Source organism: Paenibacillus sabinae T27 (assembly GCF_000612505.1).
GTDB classification, from domain to species: domain Bacteria; phylum Bacillota; class Bacilli; order Paenibacillales; family Paenibacillaceae; genus Paenibacillus_AQ; species Paenibacillus_AQ sabinae.
This window is the reverse complement of record NZ_CP004078.1, coordinates 2,891,701-2,910,355: the sequence shown is the minus strand read 5'-3', so window position 1 is coordinate 2,910,355 and position 18,655 is coordinate 2,891,701. Positions and strand designations below refer to the sequence as shown.

The window sequence follows — 18,655 nt, the reverse complement described above, 5'->3', positions numbered from 1 at the left end:
GGCTCCCGTATAGCGAAAAATGTCGTGTGATGTTGTTAACTGTTCTTTCCGCTCGAATAAGAGAAAATGGGAGCGTATATGAAAATTTTGGTAGAAGGATGAGATGCGGCAATGATAACCTGGAGGGAATCGTACGAAATTGGCGTCGAGAAGATCGATTGTCAGCACCGTCAATTGCTGGTCAAGCTGAACGAGTTTTTTGATGCCTGCTCAAATCAGCAAGGACGCGAGAAGATTGAGGAAACACTCAAATTTTTGAAGGATTACACCATTGAGCATTTTGGCAGTGAAGAAGATTTGATGAGCGACATCCATTTCCCGGAGTTATCCGAGCATCAGAAGGAGCACGCGGATTTTGTCAAGACTGTCCTTGAACTGGAAGAGATGGTGAAGACCAAGGGCGTTTCCGTTCTGACCACGATCAAGCTCAACCGCACTTTGACGGACTGGCTTCTAAACCATATTAACAAATGCGATCGGCTGATCGGGGATTATCTGGCCCAGCAGCGCAAAGCGAAAGCATAAATGACCGGTACATAGCAAGGAGTTTGTAGGCGGCAGTCAGGGATGGATGGAGTCCCGGCTGCCGTTTTTTGTGTTCGTATTCAGATGGAAACTTACATTTAAAGGAAATTAACCGGAGCAAGCGGCTGTGGTAAAATGTACAGCAAATGAAACTTACAATTAAGGGAGATGTGTGCAATGAAAAAGCTCAGGCTGATTGTATCCATTGCCGCCGGCATCATGCTGCTGGGAATCATCAATGTCTATATCGGCTGGCATGTGCTGCGGCTGCTCACGGAGTGGTTTCCGGAGATCAACGCGGGAGTGTACTGGTCCGTATTTCTGCTTATCGCTTTTTCCTATCTGATCTGCCGCCTTCCTTGGCCCGCGGCCTTGCGCCCGGTTGGGAGACTGCTGAAGGTTATTGGTTCCTACTACTTGGCCCTTTTGCAATTCGCCATTATTTTATTGCCGGTAGCCGATCTGGTTTATGCGATTCTTTCCCTCGCCGGAGCCGATATTTCCGGTTATGCCGCCGAGGCCGGTACGGTGCTTGTGATTTTGGCGGCAATCTTTATGCTGTGGGGCTCCCGTAATGCCTGGAGCACGGTGCTGCGCGTTCACTCGCTCGGGTTACCTAAGCCTTTTGAGGGTAAAGAACCGCTCAAGATCGCCGTGGCGTCCGACCTTCATCTCGGGGACATTGTGGGCAATCGGCATTTGAAAAAGATGGTTGAGCGGATGAACGCAATGAAACCGGATATCATTTTGCTGGCAGGCGATGTACTCGACGACAGTCTGGAGCCGTTCGTCCGCAACCGGATGAGCGAGCAGCTAAGCAAGCTTAAGGCTCGGTATGGCATTTACGCCGTGCTGGGTAATCATGAATATTATGGCGGGGATATTGAAGAATATACGGAGTTGATGGGAGCCATCGGCATCCGCGTGCTTCAGGATGAGGTGGCCGAAGCTGCCGGTGTCTATATTGTGGGCAGGAAAGACAAGACGGCGGAGAGCATGGACAGCGAAGGGCGCAAGAGCGTCGCCTCCCTGCTGGAAGGTCTCGATCTGTCCCGTCCCGTCATTATGATGGACCATCAGCCGACAGGCTTTGACGCCGCAGCGGCGGCGGGAGTGGATGTGCTTCTCTCCGGCCACACGCACCGGGGGCAAATCGCGCCCATCCATTGGATCACAAGACGGCTGTTCGAGCTGGACTGGGGCTACCTGAATAAAGAGAATCTGCATGTGATTGTCTCTTCAGGGTTTGGCACCTGGGGACCGCCCATCCGGCTAGCCAGCCGATCGGAGATTATCGGACTGTCGCTGAGTACAAGCTAATGGGACTGAAGTGCAGTACAGCCATGCATAAATTTCCTTCCTGACCGGGACACTAACATTGTAAACAATGTAAGGTTAAGGAGAGGATACTCATGAGTCCCGACAAGAACTTGATCAATACGGTAAAAGATTTGGAGAAGACGGCGCCGACCTCCCATGAGGCTAATCAGATGGAGCAAGAGCAGATGGATAAGCGCAAGGAGATGCTGCGCAGAGACAAGGGCTATAAGGCGAACGAGCAAAGTTCTTACGAGTAGCATCGGCCTATCGGGAGCGGTAAGCTCCCGGCGGGCAATACCTAAAGCGAAGTCCGCTTCACTTTCGAGGGCACCGGATACGGTGTCCTTTTTTGTTTTTTGATTATTTGAATATCTAGTGTACGAATACAGTGTCAGCATTTCACGCCATGTTGCCGAAAGACGGTTTTCCTGCAAGCTCGTAGCGCAGTAGAACCGTGCCTTTGGAGAACGTTCTGGATTCAAGCAATTGCAGGGCCGTCGGAATCGTTCCATCTCCGAAGAATCGTTTTCCCTTTCCGAGCAATACCGGAAACTGCCAGATGTTCATGCGGTCAATCAGCTCGTGACGCAGCAATGTCTGGATCAGGTCGCTGCTACCGGCGACATGCACCTCAGTATACCTCTCCTTCAGCAATGGCACACTTGTGGTCACATCCGCATCGAGCAGCTTTGAGTTGTTCCAATCGACGCTCGTTAATGTGCGGGATGCGACATATTTGGGTTTCTCGTTCAACAGCTTGGTGAACGGGTTGCTGGCCGGAGCCTGCTGCCAGTACGGCGCGAAGATTTCGTACGTTTTGCGACCGAGCAACAGCGCGTCGAGCCTCGCATAATCAGCCGCGATCAATTGTCCGGACTCCGCATCGACATACGGTGTCTGCCACCCGCCATATCCGAAACCGTCCTCGCGATCTTCATCGAGCCCTCCCGGAGCTTGAATAACGCCATCCAACGTCATGAACATATGCACAACCAGTTTTCCCATTTTGCTTTTCATCCCTTCAAAATAATTTTGCTTAACTGTACGTTAGCGCGTGTAGTGCTTATATGTACCAGGTATTGTCATTGATACAGCTTTCGGCTTTCTAAACTTCACTTGGAATCTCTTTAGTGTCATCACTTCTTGTTGAGCCATGTCAACCTCTCGAACATTCGTTTGTATTTAGTATATCAAACAAACGTTCGCGTTGGAAGGATTTGCTGAGGCAACTTGATATACAAACTTTTGATTATTTTCGAATCAGCGGGGTAATGAACAAGAGGCATTCATTCAAGCCTTACGGGGCACATATCAAACGTACAAAGGAGCGGAGATTCTATGAACAGAATGCAGGACAAGGTCGCAATGGTGACAGGAGCAGCTTCCGGGATTGGCAAAGCCGCTGCCATTCGTTTGGCGGCCGAAGGCGCAAAAGTCAGTCTAATCGACAAGAATGAACAGACGATCAGCCAGACCGAGGCGGAGATCAAGAACGCGGGCGGGGAAGCGATCAGCTTTATCGCAGATACTTCCAAGGCTGAGGAGATCGGCCCCGCGGTCAAAGAAACGGTGGAGCGGTGGGGCACCATCGATACCGTATTTGCCAATGCGGGCGCTCTGGGGGATGGCGTCCCCAATTGAGTATTTTCCTTCGGAAGAGTGGGCCGGAACGATTACGAACAACGTCATCGGGACCTTCGAGACGGTCAAGCAGGCCATTCCCTATATGAAAGAAAAAGGCGGCTCCATTACCGTGACCAGCTCGGTCAGCGGCAGCCGGCAGTTCGCTCAGCCGGGATTTTCGGCTTACAGCACCTCCAAGGCGGCGGTTGCCGTATTCGCCGAGATGGCGGCGCTGGAGCTGGCCCAGTACAAAATCCGCGTAAACGCCGTCTGCCCGGGGATTATTGAAACCAATATTTTCGATTCACAGAAGAAATCCGAGCATCTGAATGAAATCAAATATCCGTTTGAGATCCCGCAGGACGGCGTCCCGCTGACGCATGCTCCCGGGAAGCCGGAAGAGGTCGCAAATCTGGTGCTCTTCCTCGCAAGTGAAGAAGCTTCCCACATTACGGGCACCAAGGTGTTCGTCGACGGCGCGGAGACGCTGATCAAAGGCTAAGCATAGCCTCCGGCCGGTTTATCTCAAGAACGGTGTCCCTCCGCCATTAACTCAAAAAGCACATTCTGCCGTAAGCGCAGGGTGTGCTTTTTGCCGTGGGTATCATCCAATATTTTTCAAAAAAGGGTAAATGACGTTGACAACAAAGAACATAATGTATATATAATATATATACAATATAGACAGCGCAGCAGAATGGGGTGAAAGATGAACATCATTTTATCCAACTCATCGGGAGAACCGATTTATGCGCAGATTGTAAGCCAGATCCGGCAGTTGATTTTGCAGGGCGAGCTTGCCGCAGGGGACCCTCTGCCTTCGATCCGTCAATTGGCCAAGGATTTGCAGATCAGCGTCATTACGACAAAGCGTGCATACGAGGAACTAGAGCGGGAAGGTCTTGTCAATTCTCTTGTAGGAAAAGGCTCCTTCGTGTCCGGCATGAATCAGCAGTATATCCGTGAACAGCGATACCGGCTCCTGGAGGAGAAAATGAAAGAAGTGATGGAAGAGAGCAGGCTGCTCGGGATCGGGTTTGCGGAAATGGTTGACATATTCAGGACGCTTAAGGAGGAGCAGGAATGAGTAATGTGGTTGAAATTCGGGGAGTTTCGAAGTCTTTTGAACGGTTTACGCTGGATCAGGTACAGTTTGAGGTAAAAAAAGGGTTTATCACCGGATTGATCGGTCCCAACGGTGCCGGGAAGAGTACACTGATCAAGATCATGATGGATATGGTGCGTCCGAGCAGCGGGGAGGCTCGAATCTTCGGCAGTACGCTTGCAGATAACCCCGGCCTGAAGGAACGCATCGGGTATGTCTCGGACGAGAATTATTTCTATGAGAATATGACGATCCGGAATATGAGAAAAATGATTGCCCCCTTTTATCAGCATTGGGATCATGCGGCCTTTACCCGGTATCTGGAAATGTTCGAGCTGTCCGAAAAGTCCAAGATCAAGAACCTGTCGAGAGGGATGAAGATGAAGTTCTCGCTGGCGGTGGCGCTGTCCCACGATGCGGACCTGCTGCTCATGGACGAACCGACCGCCGGCCTCGATCCCGTCTTCCGCAGGGAGCTCTTGGATCTACTTGGGGAGCAAATTCTCGACGAGAACAAGTCGATCATCTTCTCTACCCATAACACAACGGATCTGGACCGGATCGCGGATTATATCGTCTTCATGAACCGGGGGAAGGTCGTCTTCAGCGACAGCAAGGATGAAGTGCTGGAACGGTATGTACTGGTTAAGGGCGGGCGCGAGCTGCTCGACAAGGATGTTATGAAGTATTTTGTCGGAGTAAGGGAAGGGGCTCACGGGTTCGAAGCCTTGGCGGCGGACCGGCGGGAAGCGGAAAGGGCGTTTCAGGGAAATGCGCTGCTCGAAGCGCCGACGCTGGAAGACATTATGTATTTCACTGTAAAAGGAGGCAAGGCTTATGTCTAATCTCATTTCCTTGATCCGCAAGGATTTTATGCTGTCCCGAAATTTTCTGCTGTTTGGGGTTCCCTATCTTATTGTTCTGTCCATTATGAATGCGAAAACCGCACAGTTCGGCGTGAGTCTGTTTATAACGTTCCCAGCCATGATGATGCTCCTTACCTCCTGCCTGCAGGATATCCGAAATGTGAATATCAGGTTCTCGCTCAGTCTTCCGGTACACCGCAGATTGATCGTTGCCTCCAAATATGTGTCGGTACTGCCGTTTATCTTGATTGGCTTAGCTTTTGCGCTGGTGTTCAGTCTGGCGCTTGCGCAGCTGGGATATGACAGCCTGAGTATGAACTGGAGGCAACTGGGGGTCTCTATTCTGTCGGTACCGCTGATGGCCTCGGTTTACCTGCCTTTATATTACTGGCTCGGACCCAAGGGAGCCCAATATGTGAATACCGCGTTCTTTTTGGTCATCTTCTTCGGCATTATGAATTTGGGAGACATCATTAAAGCGATTCCGGGGATGAAGACCTTTTTACTGGGCACCGAGGGTTTGGGTCTCGAAAAATGGCTGGTCGGAGGCGCCATCTACATCGTATTTATCGCGGCTTCTTACCTTATCTCATTGCGTCTGTTCACCACCCGGGATTTATAGTTTTTCTGGTTGATCTCCATCCTGACGGTTAAATACGAAATAGCGGGGCAACTGTTGGGCCATATTAGGAGATGAAGGAGGAACGACAGATGAGTGTGAGAATATCCAAAGGAAAATACGACCGACTGCTTAAGCTGTCCGATGACCGGGGGCTGTTTGTGGCGACGGCGATTGATCAGCGGGGTTCGCTTAGAAAATCGCTTGGGCACGCGCTTGGAGGCGAAGCCGATGCACGGCATGTCGCTGAATTTAAACGTCTCGTTTCGGAGGAATTAACACCATACTCCAGCGCCATTCTGCTCGACCCGGAGTACGGCTGGGATGCGGCGGAGGCCCGGTATAAGGATACCGGTCTGCTGATCGCTTATGAAGAAACCGGCTATGATGCCACGGAAAAAGGACGCCTGCCGGATCTTCTGCCGGAATGGTCGGTGCGTCGGTATGCGGAGAAGGGCGTCGATGCCATCAAAATTCTGATGTATTACGACCCGGACGACGATGAGAAGATCAATACGATTAAACATGCTTTTATCGAACGGGTTGGAGCGGAATGCGAGTCCGTCGATATCCCGTTTTTCTTCGAGGCCGTCACCTACAGCGATACCCTCAAGGACTCCGCCAGCGCGGAATTTGCCAAAGCCAAGCCGGACAAGGTGAAAAAATACATGCGGGAATTCACCCAGCCGAAGTACAAGATCGACGTGCTGAAAGTGGAGGTTCCGATTAACCTGAAGTACGTGGCGGGCACCCGGGCGGGCGCGGGCGGCGAAGCCGTGTATACGCGCGAAGAGGCGATAGGGCATTTCAAGGCTACGGCTGGTCTGACGAGCGTACCGTTCATTTATTTGAGCGCGGGCGTTACCAATGAAACGTTCATGGAGACGCTGGAGCTGGCCGGAGAAGCGGGAGTGCCTTTCTCTGGCGTGCTGTGCGGGCGGGCAACCTGGCAGGACGGCGTCGAGATCTACGGCAAGCATGGAGCCGAAGCGCTGCGGGCCTGGCTGAAGGACGAGGGCGTGCGGCGAATGATCCGTATGGGTGAAATTTTGTCTAAGGTTGCAACCCCCTGGTGGGATTTCTATGGCGGTAAAGACAAGATCGAGGTTGTGGAACGGGAAAAAACCGGAGTTTAACTTTGAAAGCAGGGCGGCTTCACGGACGTTTTTCGTCTGTTGGGGCCGTTTTTTTGCATATTGGAGCACACCCTCACTTTTTGCATTGACAAATGGATTAGTTGACGTTATGATGTGAGGAATTTTTAGACAAGGAGTGGAAAAAGGTGGCTTACTATTACTCGGAACCTTCCCGGACGTTCAGTGAATTTCTGTTGATTCCAAATTTGACGACTAAGGACTGTACCCCTGCAAACGTGGACCTTAAAACGCCGATTACCAAATTTAAAAAGGGTGAGCAGCCGGACATTTCCCTCAATATCCCGTTCTCGTCGGCGGTGATGCAGTCCGTGTCCGATGATCAAATGGCAATTGCATTGGCCCGCTGCGGCGGCATCTCATTTATTTTCGGTTCCCAATCCCCGGAAGACCAGGCGGCCATGGTCCGTAAGGTAAAGGAGTATAAGTCCGGGTTTGTGGTTAGCCGCTCCAATTTGACCCCGGAGCATACCTTGAAAGATGTGCTTGAGCTGAAAGAGGAGACGGGACATTCCACGATCGCCGTTACCGATGACGGTTCGCCGACAGGAAAGCTGCTGGGTATCGTCACAGGCCGGGATTACAGAATTAGCCGCGATCCGCTGGATAAACAAGTAAGTGAATTCATGACGCCGTTCTCTTCCCTGATTGTCGGAAAGTCCGGAATCAACTTGCCCGAAGCCAATGATATGATCTGGGAGCATAAGCTGAACTGTCTGCCGATCGTGGACGGGGAGCAGCGGCTGGAAAGCCTTGTTTTCCGTAAAGATTACGACGCTCATAAAGAAAATCCGCTGGCGTTGATGGACGGCAATAAAAGCTATATCGTCGGGGCTGGCATCAACACAAAGGACTATGAAGAACGGGTGCCGCTCCTGGTAGAAGCGGGCGCCGATATCCTGGTGATTGACGCGTCGGACGGGTATACGGAGTGGCAGCGCGACACCATCGCTTACGTCAAAGAGAATTTCAATGTCAAGATCGGAGCAGGGAACGTCGTAGACAAGGAAGGCTTCCTGTATCTCGTTGAATCAGGCGCCGACTTTGTGAAGGTAGGCATCGGCGGCGGATCGATATGCATTACGCGTGAGCAGAAGGGGATCGGCAGAGGACAGGCGTCGTCGCTTATCGAGGTTGCGGAGGCAAGGGAGCAGTATTATAAAGAAACGGGCATCTACGTGCCGATCTGTTCGGATGGAGGGATCGTTCACGATTATCACATCACGCTTTCGCTTGCCATGGGCGCCGATTTTGTTATGATGGGCCGTTATTTCGCGCGTTTCGACGAGAGCCCGACCAAGAAGCTGAAAGTCGGAAACAACTTTGTCAAAGAATTCTGGGGCGAAGGCTCCAACCGGGCGCGGAACTGGCAAAGATATGATACCGGCGGTAAGTCGGGGCTGGTCTTTGAAGAAGGCGTCGATTCGTACGTGCCTTACGCGGGAAGCCTCAAAGAGAATCTGGACAAGACGATCAGCAAAATCAAATCGACGATGTCCAACTGCGGCGCGAAATCCATCGATGAACTGCAGCAAAACGCCAGAATTACCCTTGTCTCCGCAACCAGTCTCGTCGAGGGCGGAGCACATGATGTTATTATGAAAGAAACCAGCTTTTCGGGAGAGTAACCATATTACAACAACGTTCAGAAGGGATAGTTGGCATTGAGCAGAATTGTGAAGACATTGACCATTGCCGGGAGCGATTCAAGCGGCGGCGCGGGAATCCAGGCGGATCTGAAGACCTTTCAGGAATATGGAACCTATGGGTTCAGCGCGCTTACGACCATCGTGACGATGGACCCGGATAACGGCTGGCATCATCATGTGTATCCCGTCAGCCCCGAGCTGGTAGCGGAGCAACTCAAGACGGTCTTCGCCGGCGGACCGGTAGATGCTCTAAAGACGGGCATGCTGGGCAGTCCGGAGATTGTTCAGGTGGCGGAGCAGGCCATAAAGCGCAACCGTCAGGGCAATGTGGTTATTGATCCCGTCATGGTCTGCAAAGGCGAGGACGAGGTGCTGAATCCGGAGAGCGCCGAGGCGATCCGTGAGCTGCTGCTGCCGATAGCTACGGTAATTACGCCGAACCTGTTCGAGGCGGGCGTGCTGTCCGGCAGCGGCAAGATTACAACGCTGGACGAAATGAAGGAGGCCGCAGCGGTCATTCAGCGCCAGGGGGCGAAGACGGTTGTGATTAAAGGCGGCAAAGCGCTTGGCGGAGACAAGGCGGTGGATCTGTTCTATGACGGAGTCGAGTATACGGTGTTCGAGACGGATAAAATCGAGCCGGCGTACAATCACGGTGCGGGCTGCACCTTCGCCGCCGCGATCACGGCAGGACTCGCAACCGGCCTCGGAGCCTATGAAGCCGCCCGCAAGGCGAAGGATTTCGTTACGGCGGCGATCCGCGCAGGCTATGCTTTCAATGAATATGTCGGTCCCGTGTTTCACGGGGGCTACCGGTTGAACCGGTAATAAAGTAATTATGGGAATTATGTAAATATAAAGAGGCGCGGCCGCCGTTCAAGACAACGGGGCCGCGCCTCTTTGGGTTTGTAAGGGGGTTGAAAGGGGAGCCGTCTGGATGTGAGTCCATTCGTTAGCCGGTTCAGCCCATTTTTCTCCCAAGGCGGTATTGTTCGGGAGCCATTCCGGTGATTTTGACGAAGGCGCGATAAAATTGGCTGGCTGAAGCAAAGCCGAGACCCGCGCTGATAGCGGAAATCGTAGCTTCGGTATGCTCGAGCTCATACTTCGCGCGCTCGATCCGCAAGCGAAGAATGTACTGATAAGGCGTAAATCCGGTCGCCGATTTGAAGGAGCGGATAAAATGGTATCGGCTCTGAAGAGCCATAGACGACAATAAATCAATGCGAATCGGAGATGTAAAGGAGCGGTGTATGTATTCGAATACTTGATCCATGTAGGGATCTCCCGTACTGGCGAGTTCCGGAAGACACGGAGGGTTCGTCTCCGGACAGGCCCCCCTTTTCAGATTGTGTGTAAGATATTGCAGCACATTGGCCTCCGTAAGGCTCCGTTCATATCGGTCGTCCTCATCAGGCAAAACCAGCGGGGAAATCCAGCGATTGAACTCCGCGTTCAGTTCCTGGGGATTGATGACCTGCTCCTCAGTGATACAATCTGCCGCCTTAACCCGCAAAGTCTCCCATAGCGAAGGGCGTATTTTAATCACGATTGCGCGGTTTCCTTTATCCACCCGAATTTGATGCTCCTGCATCGGTTGATGGATGATTCCTTCTCCCTCGGGAATGAACCCGGATGCCCCGCGGCTAATGTCGGAGGAGCCGCCTCGAACAGCGAAGGTCATCTGTACCCAGTTCTGATGAACATGGGGAGCTTCTTCGTGATGCTCTTCCAGTCTGCACAGCTCGATGTTCTCCGTCACAACTTTCAATTTCATTAGCGTTCACCCCGTCCCATTATAGCATGATCGCAATAATTGCAGATGAATTGAGCAATTTTCACAATGACATTTTTACATTGAATTGTTTACAATACGTTATTGCAGAGGTGATCATCCAGGGAATAGAAAGGAGGTTGCAGGGGATTGGACAGCATTTTGAAAGTTAGCAATGTCTCGCTGCTCTTCAGGAAAGGCCACGTATTCGATTCCGGCGTAACGTCTCACTTGCTGAACGAAGAGACGCTTAGCCGGTTTTTTGAAGCGCCTGTTACGGTAGAGCACAGCGGCGGCCGAACTTATATTATTCCCGGCAGCAACAGGCCGGACAAAGGAGAATCATAAGCATTGGAAACTTCATGCACCACGAATCCCCGGGCGGAGGTCAAGGAGCGCTTTCCGCTTGCACTTCTGTCTTTGACGCTCGGCGCTTTTGCCATTGGAATGACGGAATTTGTGATTATGGGCATATTGCCCAATGTAGCCGAGGATCTGCACGTGTCGATCGCTTCGGCGGGCCAGCTGATTACGAGCTATGCGCTGGGCGTTGCCATCGGGGCTCCGATTCTGGCGATGCTGACGTACCGGCTTCCGCAAAAGCAGCTGCTCTGCCTGCTGATGATCCTCTTTATCATCGGCAACGGTATCGCCGCAATTGCGCCGAACTACAACGTGCTGATGGGTGCAAGGCTGTTTACCGCTCTGGCCCATGGCACCTTCTTCGGCGTCGGTTCCGTCATCGCGGCGAGCCTCGTCCAGCCGGGGCGGCGCGCTGCGGCGGTGTCAATTATGATGGCAGGCCTTACCGTGGCCAATATTATCGGTGTCCCAATCGGGACGTTTATCGGCCAGCATCTGGGCTGGCGGGCGTCGTTCGGCGCCGTGGTCGTGATGGGTGTACTCTCGCTGGCCGGTATCCTGCTGCTCGTGCCCGTAATCAAGGCGGAGGAGACATCAAGTTTAACGCGCCAGCTTCGGGCGCTCTTCCAGCCGAAGCTGCTGCTTGTGCTGCTGACGGGCGCGTTCGGGTGCGCCAGCCTTTTTTCCGTCTTCACTTATATAACGCCGCTGCTTGAGGACATTACCGGCTTCTCGGAGAACGCCGTCGCCTTGACTCTCGTTCTGTTCGGCATAGGGGTAACGACAGGGAATATTGTGGGGGGCAGGCTTGCCGATTGGAAGCTCATGCCCTCGATGCTTGTGATCTTTGCGTTCCTTGCCGCCGTCCTGGCCTTTTTCGCCTATTCGATCCATATCCCGCTGCTCGCGGTCATCACCATATTTATCTGGGGGGCCGGCGCCTTCGGCGTGTTTCCTGGTCTTCAGGTACGAATTATGACTTTGGCGAAGGACGCTCCGGCGCTGGCCTCAACATCCAACCACTCTGCGCTCAATCTGGGGAACGCGTTTGGTGCCTTTTTCGGGGGATTTATTATCACGCATGTCGGACTTTCGTCTCTTCCCTGGTTCGGATCGCTGCTTTCTTTTCTGGGGCTGGTTTCGGCGGCGGCTGTGTATGTCTGGGACAAGAAGGGCGGAGCACGCTGACCGGACCTAATAATAGGGGGTTATGTACGATAAAGACGGAAGAACAGAAATGGTGTAAGACATGACAGATCCAAAACAATTTGTAATCAAAAGCTTGTAATCAACAGCTTGTAATAACAGCGAAACCCAAACAGGGCCGGACAGCGCCAGCTATTGTTTGGGTTTTTGTGATTTACCGCATTGAAATGGGCGGGAATAGGCGAACTACACGTTTACAAAACGGGTAAAGGAGAATATAATAAACCTAAGAAATGTTGCATCAGGTAAACTTTTATGTGCTTGGCTAATTTTTCGGCGGGGAGGTAACTGGTATGATGGAACGCACGTATCCTTTGGGCAACGCCCAGCAAAAAGAAAGAAATCTTCTCGCCGCTCATACCGCATTGCAAGGCAAGGGGAAGGGACTTAAACGAATTCTTCCTTTCCTTGGTCCCGCTTTTATCGCGGCTGTTGCTTATCTCGACCCGGGTAACTTCGCTACCAATATTACGGCTGGCTCCAAGTACGGATATCTCCTGCTCTGGGTAATCGCAGCTTCCAATCTGATGGCCGTACTCATTCAATCCTTGTCCGCCAAGCTTGGCATCGCGACCGGCCTCAATTTGCCAGAGGTTGCCCGCTCGCGCTTTCCGAAGGGAGTCTCCTTCGCCCTCTGGATTCAAAGTGAACTGGTCATTATGGCGACTGACCTGGCTGAATTTCTAGGTGCGGCGCTAGGTCTTTATCTACTGTTCGACATTCCGATGCTGCCCGCGGCGCTGATTACGGCGGCAGGATCTTTTGCCATTCTGGAGCTCCAACGGAGGGGGTATCGTTCGCTCGAAGCGGGAATCGCAGCGATGATTCTGGTCGTGGTCCTGGCGTTCGCTTTTCAAGTCGTGATGGCTAAGCCCGACGTAGGCGGCGTGGTCCATGGAATCGTGACGCCAAGCTTTCAGGGCGTTGACAGTGTGCTGCTGGCGGCGGGTATTCTTGGCGCAACCGTTATGCCCCACGCGATCTATTTGCACTCCTCGCTTACCCAGAACCGGATTGTGGGCAAGGACGACGAGGAGAAGAAGCAAATTTTCAAGCTGGAGTTCATCGACATTTTGATTGCAATGTTCATTGCGGGCGCGGTGAATATGGCGATGGTGATCGTTTCGGCGGCCGCTTTTTTCAAGAACGGTCTTGCCATTGAGGATTTGGAAGCCGCTTATCATCAGTTCGGCCAGCTGGTCGGACCCCTTACGGCAGTCTCCTTCGGCCTGGGTTTGCTGATTGCCGGACTCTCCAGCGCATCTGTCGGTACGATGGCGGGGGATGTCGTGATGCAGGGTTTTATCAGACGAAGAATCAATCTGTATCTCCGGCGCGCGATTACATCGATTCCGCCGCTTGTCATTATTTTGTCAGGCATCGACCCGACGAAGGCGCTTGTTATGAGCCAGGTTATCCTGTCTTTCGGCATCGCGTTCGCGCTCATCCCGCTGATTATCTTCACCAGTGACCGTAAGCTGATGGGCGGACTCGTCAACCGGCGGATCACCACTGCGCTCGGCTGGGTTATTGCCGGTATCGTTGTATCGCTGAATTTGTTCCTGATCGTCCAGACGCTGATTGCTTAATAGCGAAAACGAGCTGCAGGCGAAAACGAGCTACATTAGTAAAGAGTTAAGGGTGTTGTCCTTATAGGGCGACACCCTTTTTCGTTATGAGGGGCGCCGTTTGTTGTCGTGAAGGGGAGGGTGTGAGGGAGCCGGTGGTGGCCATGTACGGACACAGGACAGACGCAGGAATTTCTGCCTCACGCAATGCGGCCGACGAACTGGTTCTGCTTCAGGCTGTCCAGTGTCTAGTGTCCGTCCGGTTGAGGGTGGCGGGTGGAGGGTGTGCGGCAGCTGGCGATTTCCTGCGAATGCGCAGGATTGTCAGGTAAACTTTTTGATGATTCTGTGCCCGTAATAAGGTTGCCGCGATTTTCCTGCGATTCTGCAGGTTTATCAAGTGGATTTCGCGCAGGAAGAAGGAAAGGATGCAATTGTGCAGCTACTGAAGCTGGCGGACCGATTGAAGGGGGATAGGAGGGGAAATGCCTGCACCTTAGCAGGAATTGAGTCCGGGTGGGAGGAGTTGGACGAAAAAAGATGTATAAAAGCAGGAATTTTCGAATACCGTAACCTGGCCCGCCCACTATTTCTGTTCAGGGCGTGTACAGTGCATGGAGGCCGGTGATTCCTGCTATTGTGCAGGTTTCTCAGGTGAAATTTGCTCAGAAAGAAGGAAAGGATGCAAATGTGCAGCTACTGAAGCTGGCGGGCCGATTGAAGGGGAATAGGAGGGGAAATGCCTGCACTTTTGTAGGAATTGGTCTGGGTGGGACGATTTGGACGGAAAAAGATGTATACACGCAGGAATGTTCAAAACCGCACCCCGATCTACCAACCCACCGACCCTACACGCTAACCCACCGACCTACCGCTCCATCGAATCACCGACCCCACACACTACCCTACCAAACTACCGATCTACCGACCCACCGAACCATCTGCCCACAAACTACCGATCTACTACCAACCTCCGAACCACCACCAACCTTCAACCCACCGATTTAACAACTCCCAATCTACCAACCCATCGACCCATCAGCCCACCATCGACCCAAGCTACCGACCCACGAGCTCATCGACCCCCGACCTACTCCCACAACCCAACAAACCAGCCTTATCATCCACTAACCTCCCACTATCGGACGCCTTACTTTGAAGGCAATTAGGCGAATCACCCAATGTACAATTTTCTCTCATCCATCCATAGTAAACATTATCTATACAGGACCAAGGGCTACCGCAATAAACTTCATCAGCAGCCGCCAAATCACTAATAGAGTAACAGCGTTTCGAAGCTGCGGCCTGAGCAGGAAACGGGCTCCCTATTACCCGGCTGCCGGGCTAATAAATGTCGATTCCCGCTTTTACCCCGCTTCAGGGCCAAGGGACATGGATTCCACTTTTGCCACAGGAACCTGGATCTCCGTTAAATAATCCGCCGGATTCTTCTCCGACCACGGACCTTTGTGATAGATCGCCCGGATTGCCCCCGTCATGCCATAACCGGTCCCCGACATCCACACGCCCAGCGCATGATAGGCCTTGCTCATCTCCTCAAAAGGACCGCTGTGAAACAGAACCGCCATTTGCGGCTCCGCTTCCAGCTCCTTCACACGAATGCGATCCGATGCGGGAGCCTCTCCCTCGAAATGCAGCGTCACCTCGACATCCACATCCTGCTCTTTGTACCCCTGATCGTGATAGATCGCGTAGCAGGGCTGGAGCATCTTGATACCGTTCACTTGCGCGAAACGCGAGATCTCCTCCCATAGAACGCCTTCCGCGTTGTATGCCGGAATAATGTCTCTGAGAGACAGCACCCGGTAAGCCGGGACGCTTTTTAATGCGATGGTATAGTCCATAGTTGAATCCTCCCTGGTTAAGTGTTCAAGCATTCTGCCGACGCGCAGCAATTTTTCATTCTCCTGTTCAATCGTTTCCGCGATCTCTTGCTTCCGCATATCCAATAAATCAAGCAGACGCCGCGTGTTGCCGCTCTCCTTAAGCCATTCCGCGATTTCCGGAAAGCCGAAGCCTATATCTCTAAGCGACTTAATGCGATGCACCGTTTCAATCTGGTCGGCGGAATAATAGCGGTATCCCGAGCTCTGATCTATAGCCGCAGGGGGCAGCAGCCCGATCTCGTCATAGTACCTAAGCATTCGAATAGAAACCCTTGTCAGTCTGGAAAAATCACCGATTTTTAGCATTGTCCCTCCTAGTTCCGTTATTCACAATCCGGATTGTACCCTAACTCTAAACCCTGCCACCTTGTGAGAGTCAATAGATTTCCGAAAATTCCTGATTAAACCGGCGGGCTGTACGTTAGCCGTTTCCCGCATACACCGATCCCCATACTATGCAGGTATAAGAGAGGAGTGATTTTGTGGAAGCTTATTATAATTGTTTGAGATGCAAAGGAAGAAAAGTTCGCATTATGACGAGGGACGGTAAAGAGTACAGAGGTACGATTAAAGATGTGGATATGCACAATGTCTACCTGATGCCCGAAAGTGGCGGAGTTAGAACCTCGGGTTACTATCCCTATCCTTATCCGTATGGTTATGTTAACCCCATTATCACGCTGAGCCTCTTCACTTTGCTTGCCATCGCGCTGATTTGACGGACGGAGCTCTCTTCCACTTTTGGAGGAGGGCTTTTCTTTTGCCTGCCCGAGCCGGTCTTAATCGTAGGTTAAGGAATTCGTAGTAGAATAGACAGAGAAAGCACGTAAATGGATGCGGAAACGAAAGGACAATCTATGCATAAAATACTTCTGATCGAGGACGAGAAAAATTTGGCACGCTTCATTGAACTGGAGCTTCAGCATGCGGGTTACTCGGTTACGGTCGCCTATGACGGAAAAAAAGGCCAGGAGCTGGCCCTTGCAGAGGAATGGGATATGGTGCTGCTTGACCTGATGCTGCCGGGATTGAACGGGCTGGCGGTCTGCACCCATGTTCGGGCGGCCAAGGAAACACCGATTATCATGATTACGGCAAGAGATGGACTGGCCGACAAAGTAGCGGGGCTGGACAGCGGGGCGGATGATTATATTTCAAAGCCTTTTGACATTGAAGAGCTGCTGGCCCGGATGCGGTCCCTGCTTCGCCGGTCAGGCCAAGCGAACAAGTTCCGGGTCCTGCGCTGCTCGGATCTGGAGCTGGACGTGGAAGGACGGACGGTAACGAAGAATGGAACGGCCATCGAATTGACGAAGCGGGAGTTCGAGATTTTGCAGGAACTGATGGAGAATCTGGGAAGGGTCATGACGCGAGAGATGCTGATGGAAGCCGTCTGGGGATACGAATCTGAGGTCGACACCAAGGCGGTCGATGTCTATATCAGCTATATCCGGAACAAAATCGATGAGCAGGGTAAACCGAGCCTGATCCAGACGCTGCGCGGCCTCGGCTACGTGATGCGGAAATGAGCAGGCTGAGAAACGGGCTGTCCCGGCTGTCCATCCGCTGGAAAATGACATTATGGGCGGCAGCTTTAATGTGTATTTTATTTATTGCTTACAACGCGATTCAGTACATCGTCATCAACAATTGGATGTTCGCTCAGACCGAGAGCGCTGCGCTGAAGAGCGCGGAGGAAATCAGCAGCTATTTCGAAATTGAGCAGGTGAAGGAGTCGTCCGTCCGAAGCATTCGGCCGTTCATTGAAAGCCTGAACTCGAGGAATCAGATGATCCGGATTTTGGACAGACATGGCACTCCCGTCCTGACGGTCTCCGACAATCTGCCGGAAGATTGGATCACTCCAAGACAGGCATACAGCACCACATCTGTTACCGCGTGGCACGGCGATGACCATCTGTTGGTCATTCGCAGACCGGTTGGTACGGCATCCTTTACTGGAACGATCGAGATTGTGAATAATCTGGAGAACTCGGACAAGCTGAGCCGGATGCTGCTGGCTGTCATGCTGGCGGGGTTCCTCGGAGCGTTCCTGCTCAGCGGGTTGGGCGGAATCTTCTTGTCCCGCAAGCTGCTGGGCTCGATCCGCGAATTGACGGTCACGATGAACAACATCAAGCGCAAAGGTCTGCAGGAGCGGGTAGCCGTTTCCAACGGCAAAGACGAGCTCGGCAACCTTGCCAATGTCTTCAATGAACTGATGAACCAATTGGAGCAGGCGTTTCATAACCAGCAGCAGTTTGTCGCGGACGCCTCTCACGAGCTAAGGACGCCGATCTCTATTATCGAGGGGCATATCTCGCTGCTGAACCGTTGGGGCAAAAATAATCCGGATATTTTGGAGGAGTCGCTTCAGGTCTCGGTACAGGAGCTTGGCCGGCTAAAGAACATCGTCAACGATTTGCTGGAGCTTACCCGCGCAGAAGCTTTGCGGAGCGACGGCGAATTTTCCGCAACGCCGGTGATTGATACGGTTAACTATGCCGTCCAAAATTTCGAGCTGCTGTATCCCGAGTTCGTGTTTCAGCGCAGGCTTGATCCGGCTGCTGGAGCCAAGGTTAACATGAAGCATCATCTTCTGGAGCAGGTGCTGCTCATCGTGCTGGACAATGCCGTCAAATATTCCGCGGAGCGCAAGGAAATAACCGTTTCAGCTGCGGTGATCGGCGGAAGCGTCGGCATTTCGGTCAGTGACCGAGGGATCGGGATTCCGGATGAGGATCTGCCGCATGTGTTCCAGCGTTTTTACAGAGCGGACAAATCGCGAAGCCGGGCGCAGGGAGGAACGGGCCTTGGGCTGGCCATTGCGGAACGGCTTATGCGGGCACACGGCGGTGCAATCACTATCGCAAGCGAGCCGGGCGAAGGGACGACGGTAACGCTTCACCTCCCCCTGTTGACGAACTAAACTTAAACGGCTTGGCTCTTCTCCGAATGAGAGAGGGCCAAGCCGTT

At 52.5% G+C, this 18,655-nt stretch carries 18 protein-coding genes and 1 pseudogene; 16 read left to right on the top strand and 3 right to left on the bottom strand.

The genetic code is table 11. The features are described 5' to 3' along the window. Positions 1-111: 111 nt before the first annotated feature. The 3 genes from PSAB_RS13305 to PSAB_RS25950 all read left to right on the top strand — a co-directional run bounded on the left by PSAB_RS13305 (position 112) and on the right by PSAB_RS25950 (position 2,102). Complete coding sequence (locus PSAB_RS13305; RefSeq protein ID WP_025335074.1) at positions 112-525, top strand: bacteriohemerythrin; 414 nt, start codon at positions 112-114, stop codon at positions 523-525. Between the two features lie 177 nt (positions 526-702). Next, entirely contained in the window at positions 703-1,845 is a 1,143-nt protein-coding gene (locus PSAB_RS13300) for a metallophosphoesterase (protein WP_025335073.1), read from the top strand. Positions 1,846-1,937: 92 nt separating this feature from the next. Further along, a complete protein-coding gene (locus tag PSAB_RS25950) occupies positions 1,938-2,102 on the top strand; it encodes a hypothetical protein (RefSeq protein ID WP_175491730.1) in 165 nt (54 codons plus the stop codon). 142 nt (positions 2,103-2,244) lie between these two features. Here PSAB_RS25950 and PSAB_RS13295 read toward each other — a convergent pair whose 3' ends face one another. Then, entirely contained in the window at positions 2,245-2,850 is a 606-nt protein-coding gene (locus PSAB_RS13295; RefSeq protein ID WP_025335072.1) for a dihydrofolate reductase family protein, read from the bottom strand. A gap of 333 nt (positions 2,851-3,183) precedes the next feature. Here PSAB_RS13295 and PSAB_RS13290 point away from each other — a divergent pair. The 7 genes and pseudogenes from PSAB_RS13290 to thiD all read left to right on the top strand — a co-directional run bounded on the left by PSAB_RS13290 (position 3,184) and on the right by thiD (position 9,689). After that, a pseudogene (locus PSAB_RS13290) lies at positions 3,184-3,970 on the top strand (SDR family NAD(P)-dependent oxidoreductase). Between the two features lie 207 nt (positions 3,971-4,177). Beyond that, the gene (locus tag PSAB_RS13285) at positions 4,178-4,555 is read left to right on the top strand and encodes a GntR family transcriptional regulator (protein WP_025335071.1); all 378 of its coding nucleotides are present in this window, start codon (positions 4,178-4,180) and stop codon (positions 4,553-4,555) included. After that, positions 4,552-5,418 (top strand): ABC transporter ATP-binding protein, encoded by an 867-nt coding sequence (locus PSAB_RS13280; RefSeq protein ID WP_025335070.1) that lies wholly within the window; start codon positions 4,552-4,554, stop codon positions 5,416-5,418. The genes PSAB_RS13285 and PSAB_RS13280 overlap by 4 nt, the downstream gene beginning before the upstream one ends. Beyond that, a complete protein-coding gene (locus PSAB_RS13275; protein WP_025335069.1) occupies positions 5,411-6,061 on the top strand; it encodes an ABC-2 transporter permease in 651 nt (216 codons plus the stop codon). The genes PSAB_RS13280 and PSAB_RS13275 overlap by 8 nt, the downstream gene beginning before the upstream one ends. 89 nt (positions 6,062-6,150) lie before the next feature. Beyond that, positions 6,151-7,194 carry a tagatose 1,6-diphosphate aldolase gene (locus PSAB_RS13270; RefSeq protein WP_025335068.1) on the top strand — a complete coding sequence of 348 codons (1,044 nt, stop codon included), beginning with the start codon at positions 6,151-6,153 and terminating at the stop codon, positions 7,192-7,194. A 146-nt stretch (positions 7,195-7,340) separates the two neighbouring features. Next, entirely contained in the window at positions 7,341-8,840 is a 1,500-nt protein-coding gene (locus PSAB_RS13265; protein WP_025335067.1) for an IMP dehydrogenase, read from the top strand. A 36-nt stretch (positions 8,841-8,876) separates the two neighbouring features. Next, positions 8,877-9,689, top strand: a complete 813-nt coding sequence (thiD, locus tag PSAB_RS13260) for a bifunctional hydroxymethylpyrimidine kinase/phosphomethylpyrimidine kinase (RefSeq protein ID WP_025335066.1) — start codon at positions 8,877-8,879, stop codon at positions 9,687-9,689. A gap of 133 nt (positions 9,690-9,822) precedes the next feature. Here the strand turns inward: thiD and PSAB_RS24600 are convergent, their stop codons facing one another. Further along, positions 9,823-10,638, bottom strand: coding sequence for a helix-turn-helix domain-containing protein (locus tag PSAB_RS24600; RefSeq protein WP_025335065.1), 816 nt, complete (start codon positions 10,636-10,638; stop codon positions 9,823-9,825). A 147-nt stretch (positions 10,639-10,785) separates the two neighbouring features. Between PSAB_RS24600 and PSAB_RS13250 the strand changes: the two genes are divergently transcribed. The 3 genes from PSAB_RS13250 to PSAB_RS13240 all read left to right on the top strand — a co-directional run bounded on the left by PSAB_RS13250 (position 10,786) and on the right by PSAB_RS13240 (position 13,793). Next, positions 10,786-10,983, top strand: a complete 198-nt coding sequence (locus PSAB_RS13250) for a hypothetical protein (RefSeq protein WP_025335064.1) — start codon at positions 10,786-10,788, stop codon at positions 10,981-10,983. Positions 10,984-10,986: 3 nt separating this feature from the next. Then, complete coding sequence (locus PSAB_RS13245; RefSeq protein ID WP_025335063.1) at positions 10,987-12,186, top strand: MFS transporter; 1,200 nt, start codon at positions 10,987-10,989, stop codon at positions 12,184-12,186. 311 nt (positions 12,187-12,497) lie between these two features. Further along, entirely contained in the window at positions 12,498-13,793 is a 1,296-nt protein-coding gene (locus PSAB_RS13240; RefSeq protein ID WP_025335062.1) for an Nramp family divalent metal transporter, read from the top strand. 1,346 nt (positions 13,794-15,139) lie between these two features. Here PSAB_RS13240 and PSAB_RS13230 read toward each other — a convergent pair. Next, complete coding sequence (locus PSAB_RS13230) at positions 15,140-15,985, bottom strand: MerR family transcriptional regulator (protein ID WP_025335060.1); 846 nt, start codon at positions 15,983-15,985, stop codon at positions 15,140-15,142. Between the two features lie 176 nt (positions 15,986-16,161). Between PSAB_RS13230 and PSAB_RS13225 the strand changes: the two genes are divergently transcribed. From PSAB_RS13225 to PSAB_RS13215, 3 genes are all read left to right on the top strand, one after another. Continuing rightward, positions 16,162-16,398, top strand: coding sequence for an LSM domain-containing protein (locus tag PSAB_RS13225; protein ID WP_025335059.1), 237 nt, complete (start codon positions 16,162-16,164; stop codon positions 16,396-16,398). 138 nt (positions 16,399-16,536) lie between these two features. Next, complete coding sequence (locus PSAB_RS13220; RefSeq protein ID WP_025335058.1) at positions 16,537-17,208, top strand: response regulator transcription factor; 672 nt, start codon at positions 16,537-16,539, stop codon at positions 17,206-17,208. After that, a complete protein-coding gene (locus tag PSAB_RS13215; RefSeq protein ID WP_025335057.1) occupies positions 17,205-18,608 on the top strand; it encodes a HAMP domain-containing histidine kinase in 1,404 nt (467 codons plus the stop codon). Before PSAB_RS13220 ends, PSAB_RS13215 begins: the two co-directional genes overlap by 4 nt. The last annotated feature ends 47 nt before the right edge of the window (positions 18,609-18,655 follow it).

Coding starts and splice junctions, on each gene's coding strand:
- PSAB_RS13275 (WP_025335069.1), top strand. CDS start 5,411: ATGTCTAATCTCATTTCCTTGATCCGCAAGGATTTTATGCTGTCCCGA.
- PSAB_RS13280 (WP_025335070.1), top strand. CDS start 4,552: ATGAGTAATGTGGTTGAAATTCGGGGAGTTTCGAAGTCTTTTGAACGG.
- PSAB_RS13300 (WP_025335073.1), top strand. CDS start 703: ATGAAAAAGCTCAGGCTGATTGTATCCATTGCCGCCGGCATCATGCTG.
- PSAB_RS13240 (WP_025335062.1), top strand. CDS start 12,498: ATGATGGAACGCACGTATCCTTTGGGCAACGCCCAGCAAAAAGAAAGA.
- PSAB_RS13285 (WP_025335071.1), top strand. CDS start 4,178: ATGAACATCATTTTATCCAACTCATCGGGAGAACCGATTTATGCGCAG.
- PSAB_RS24600 (WP_025335065.1), bottom strand. CDS start 10,638: ATGAAATTGAAAGTTGTGACGGAGAACATCGAGCTGTGCAGACTGGAA.
- PSAB_RS13270 (WP_025335068.1), top strand. CDS start 6,151: ATGAGTGTGAGAATATCCAAAGGAAAATACGACCGACTGCTTAAGCTG.
- PSAB_RS13305 (WP_025335074.1), top strand. CDS start 112: ATGATAACCTGGAGGGAATCGTACGAAATTGGCGTCGAGAAGATCGAT.
- PSAB_RS13295 (WP_025335072.1), bottom strand. CDS start 2,850: ATGGGAAAACTGGTTGTGCATATGTTCATGACGTTGGATGGCGTTATT.
- PSAB_RS13215 (WP_025335057.1), top strand. CDS start 17,205: ATGAGCAGGCTGAGAAACGGGCTGTCCCGGCTGTCCATCCGCTGGAAA.
- PSAB_RS13230 (WP_025335060.1), bottom strand. CDS start 15,985: ATGCTAAAAATCGGTGATTTTTCCAGACTGACAAGGGTTTCTATTCGA.
- PSAB_RS13220 (WP_025335058.1), top strand. CDS start 16,537: ATGCATAAAATACTTCTGATCGAGGACGAGAAAAATTTGGCACGCTTC.
- PSAB_RS25950 (WP_175491730.1), top strand. CDS start 1,938: ATGAGTCCCGACAAGAACTTGATCAATACGGTAAAAGATTTGGAGAAG.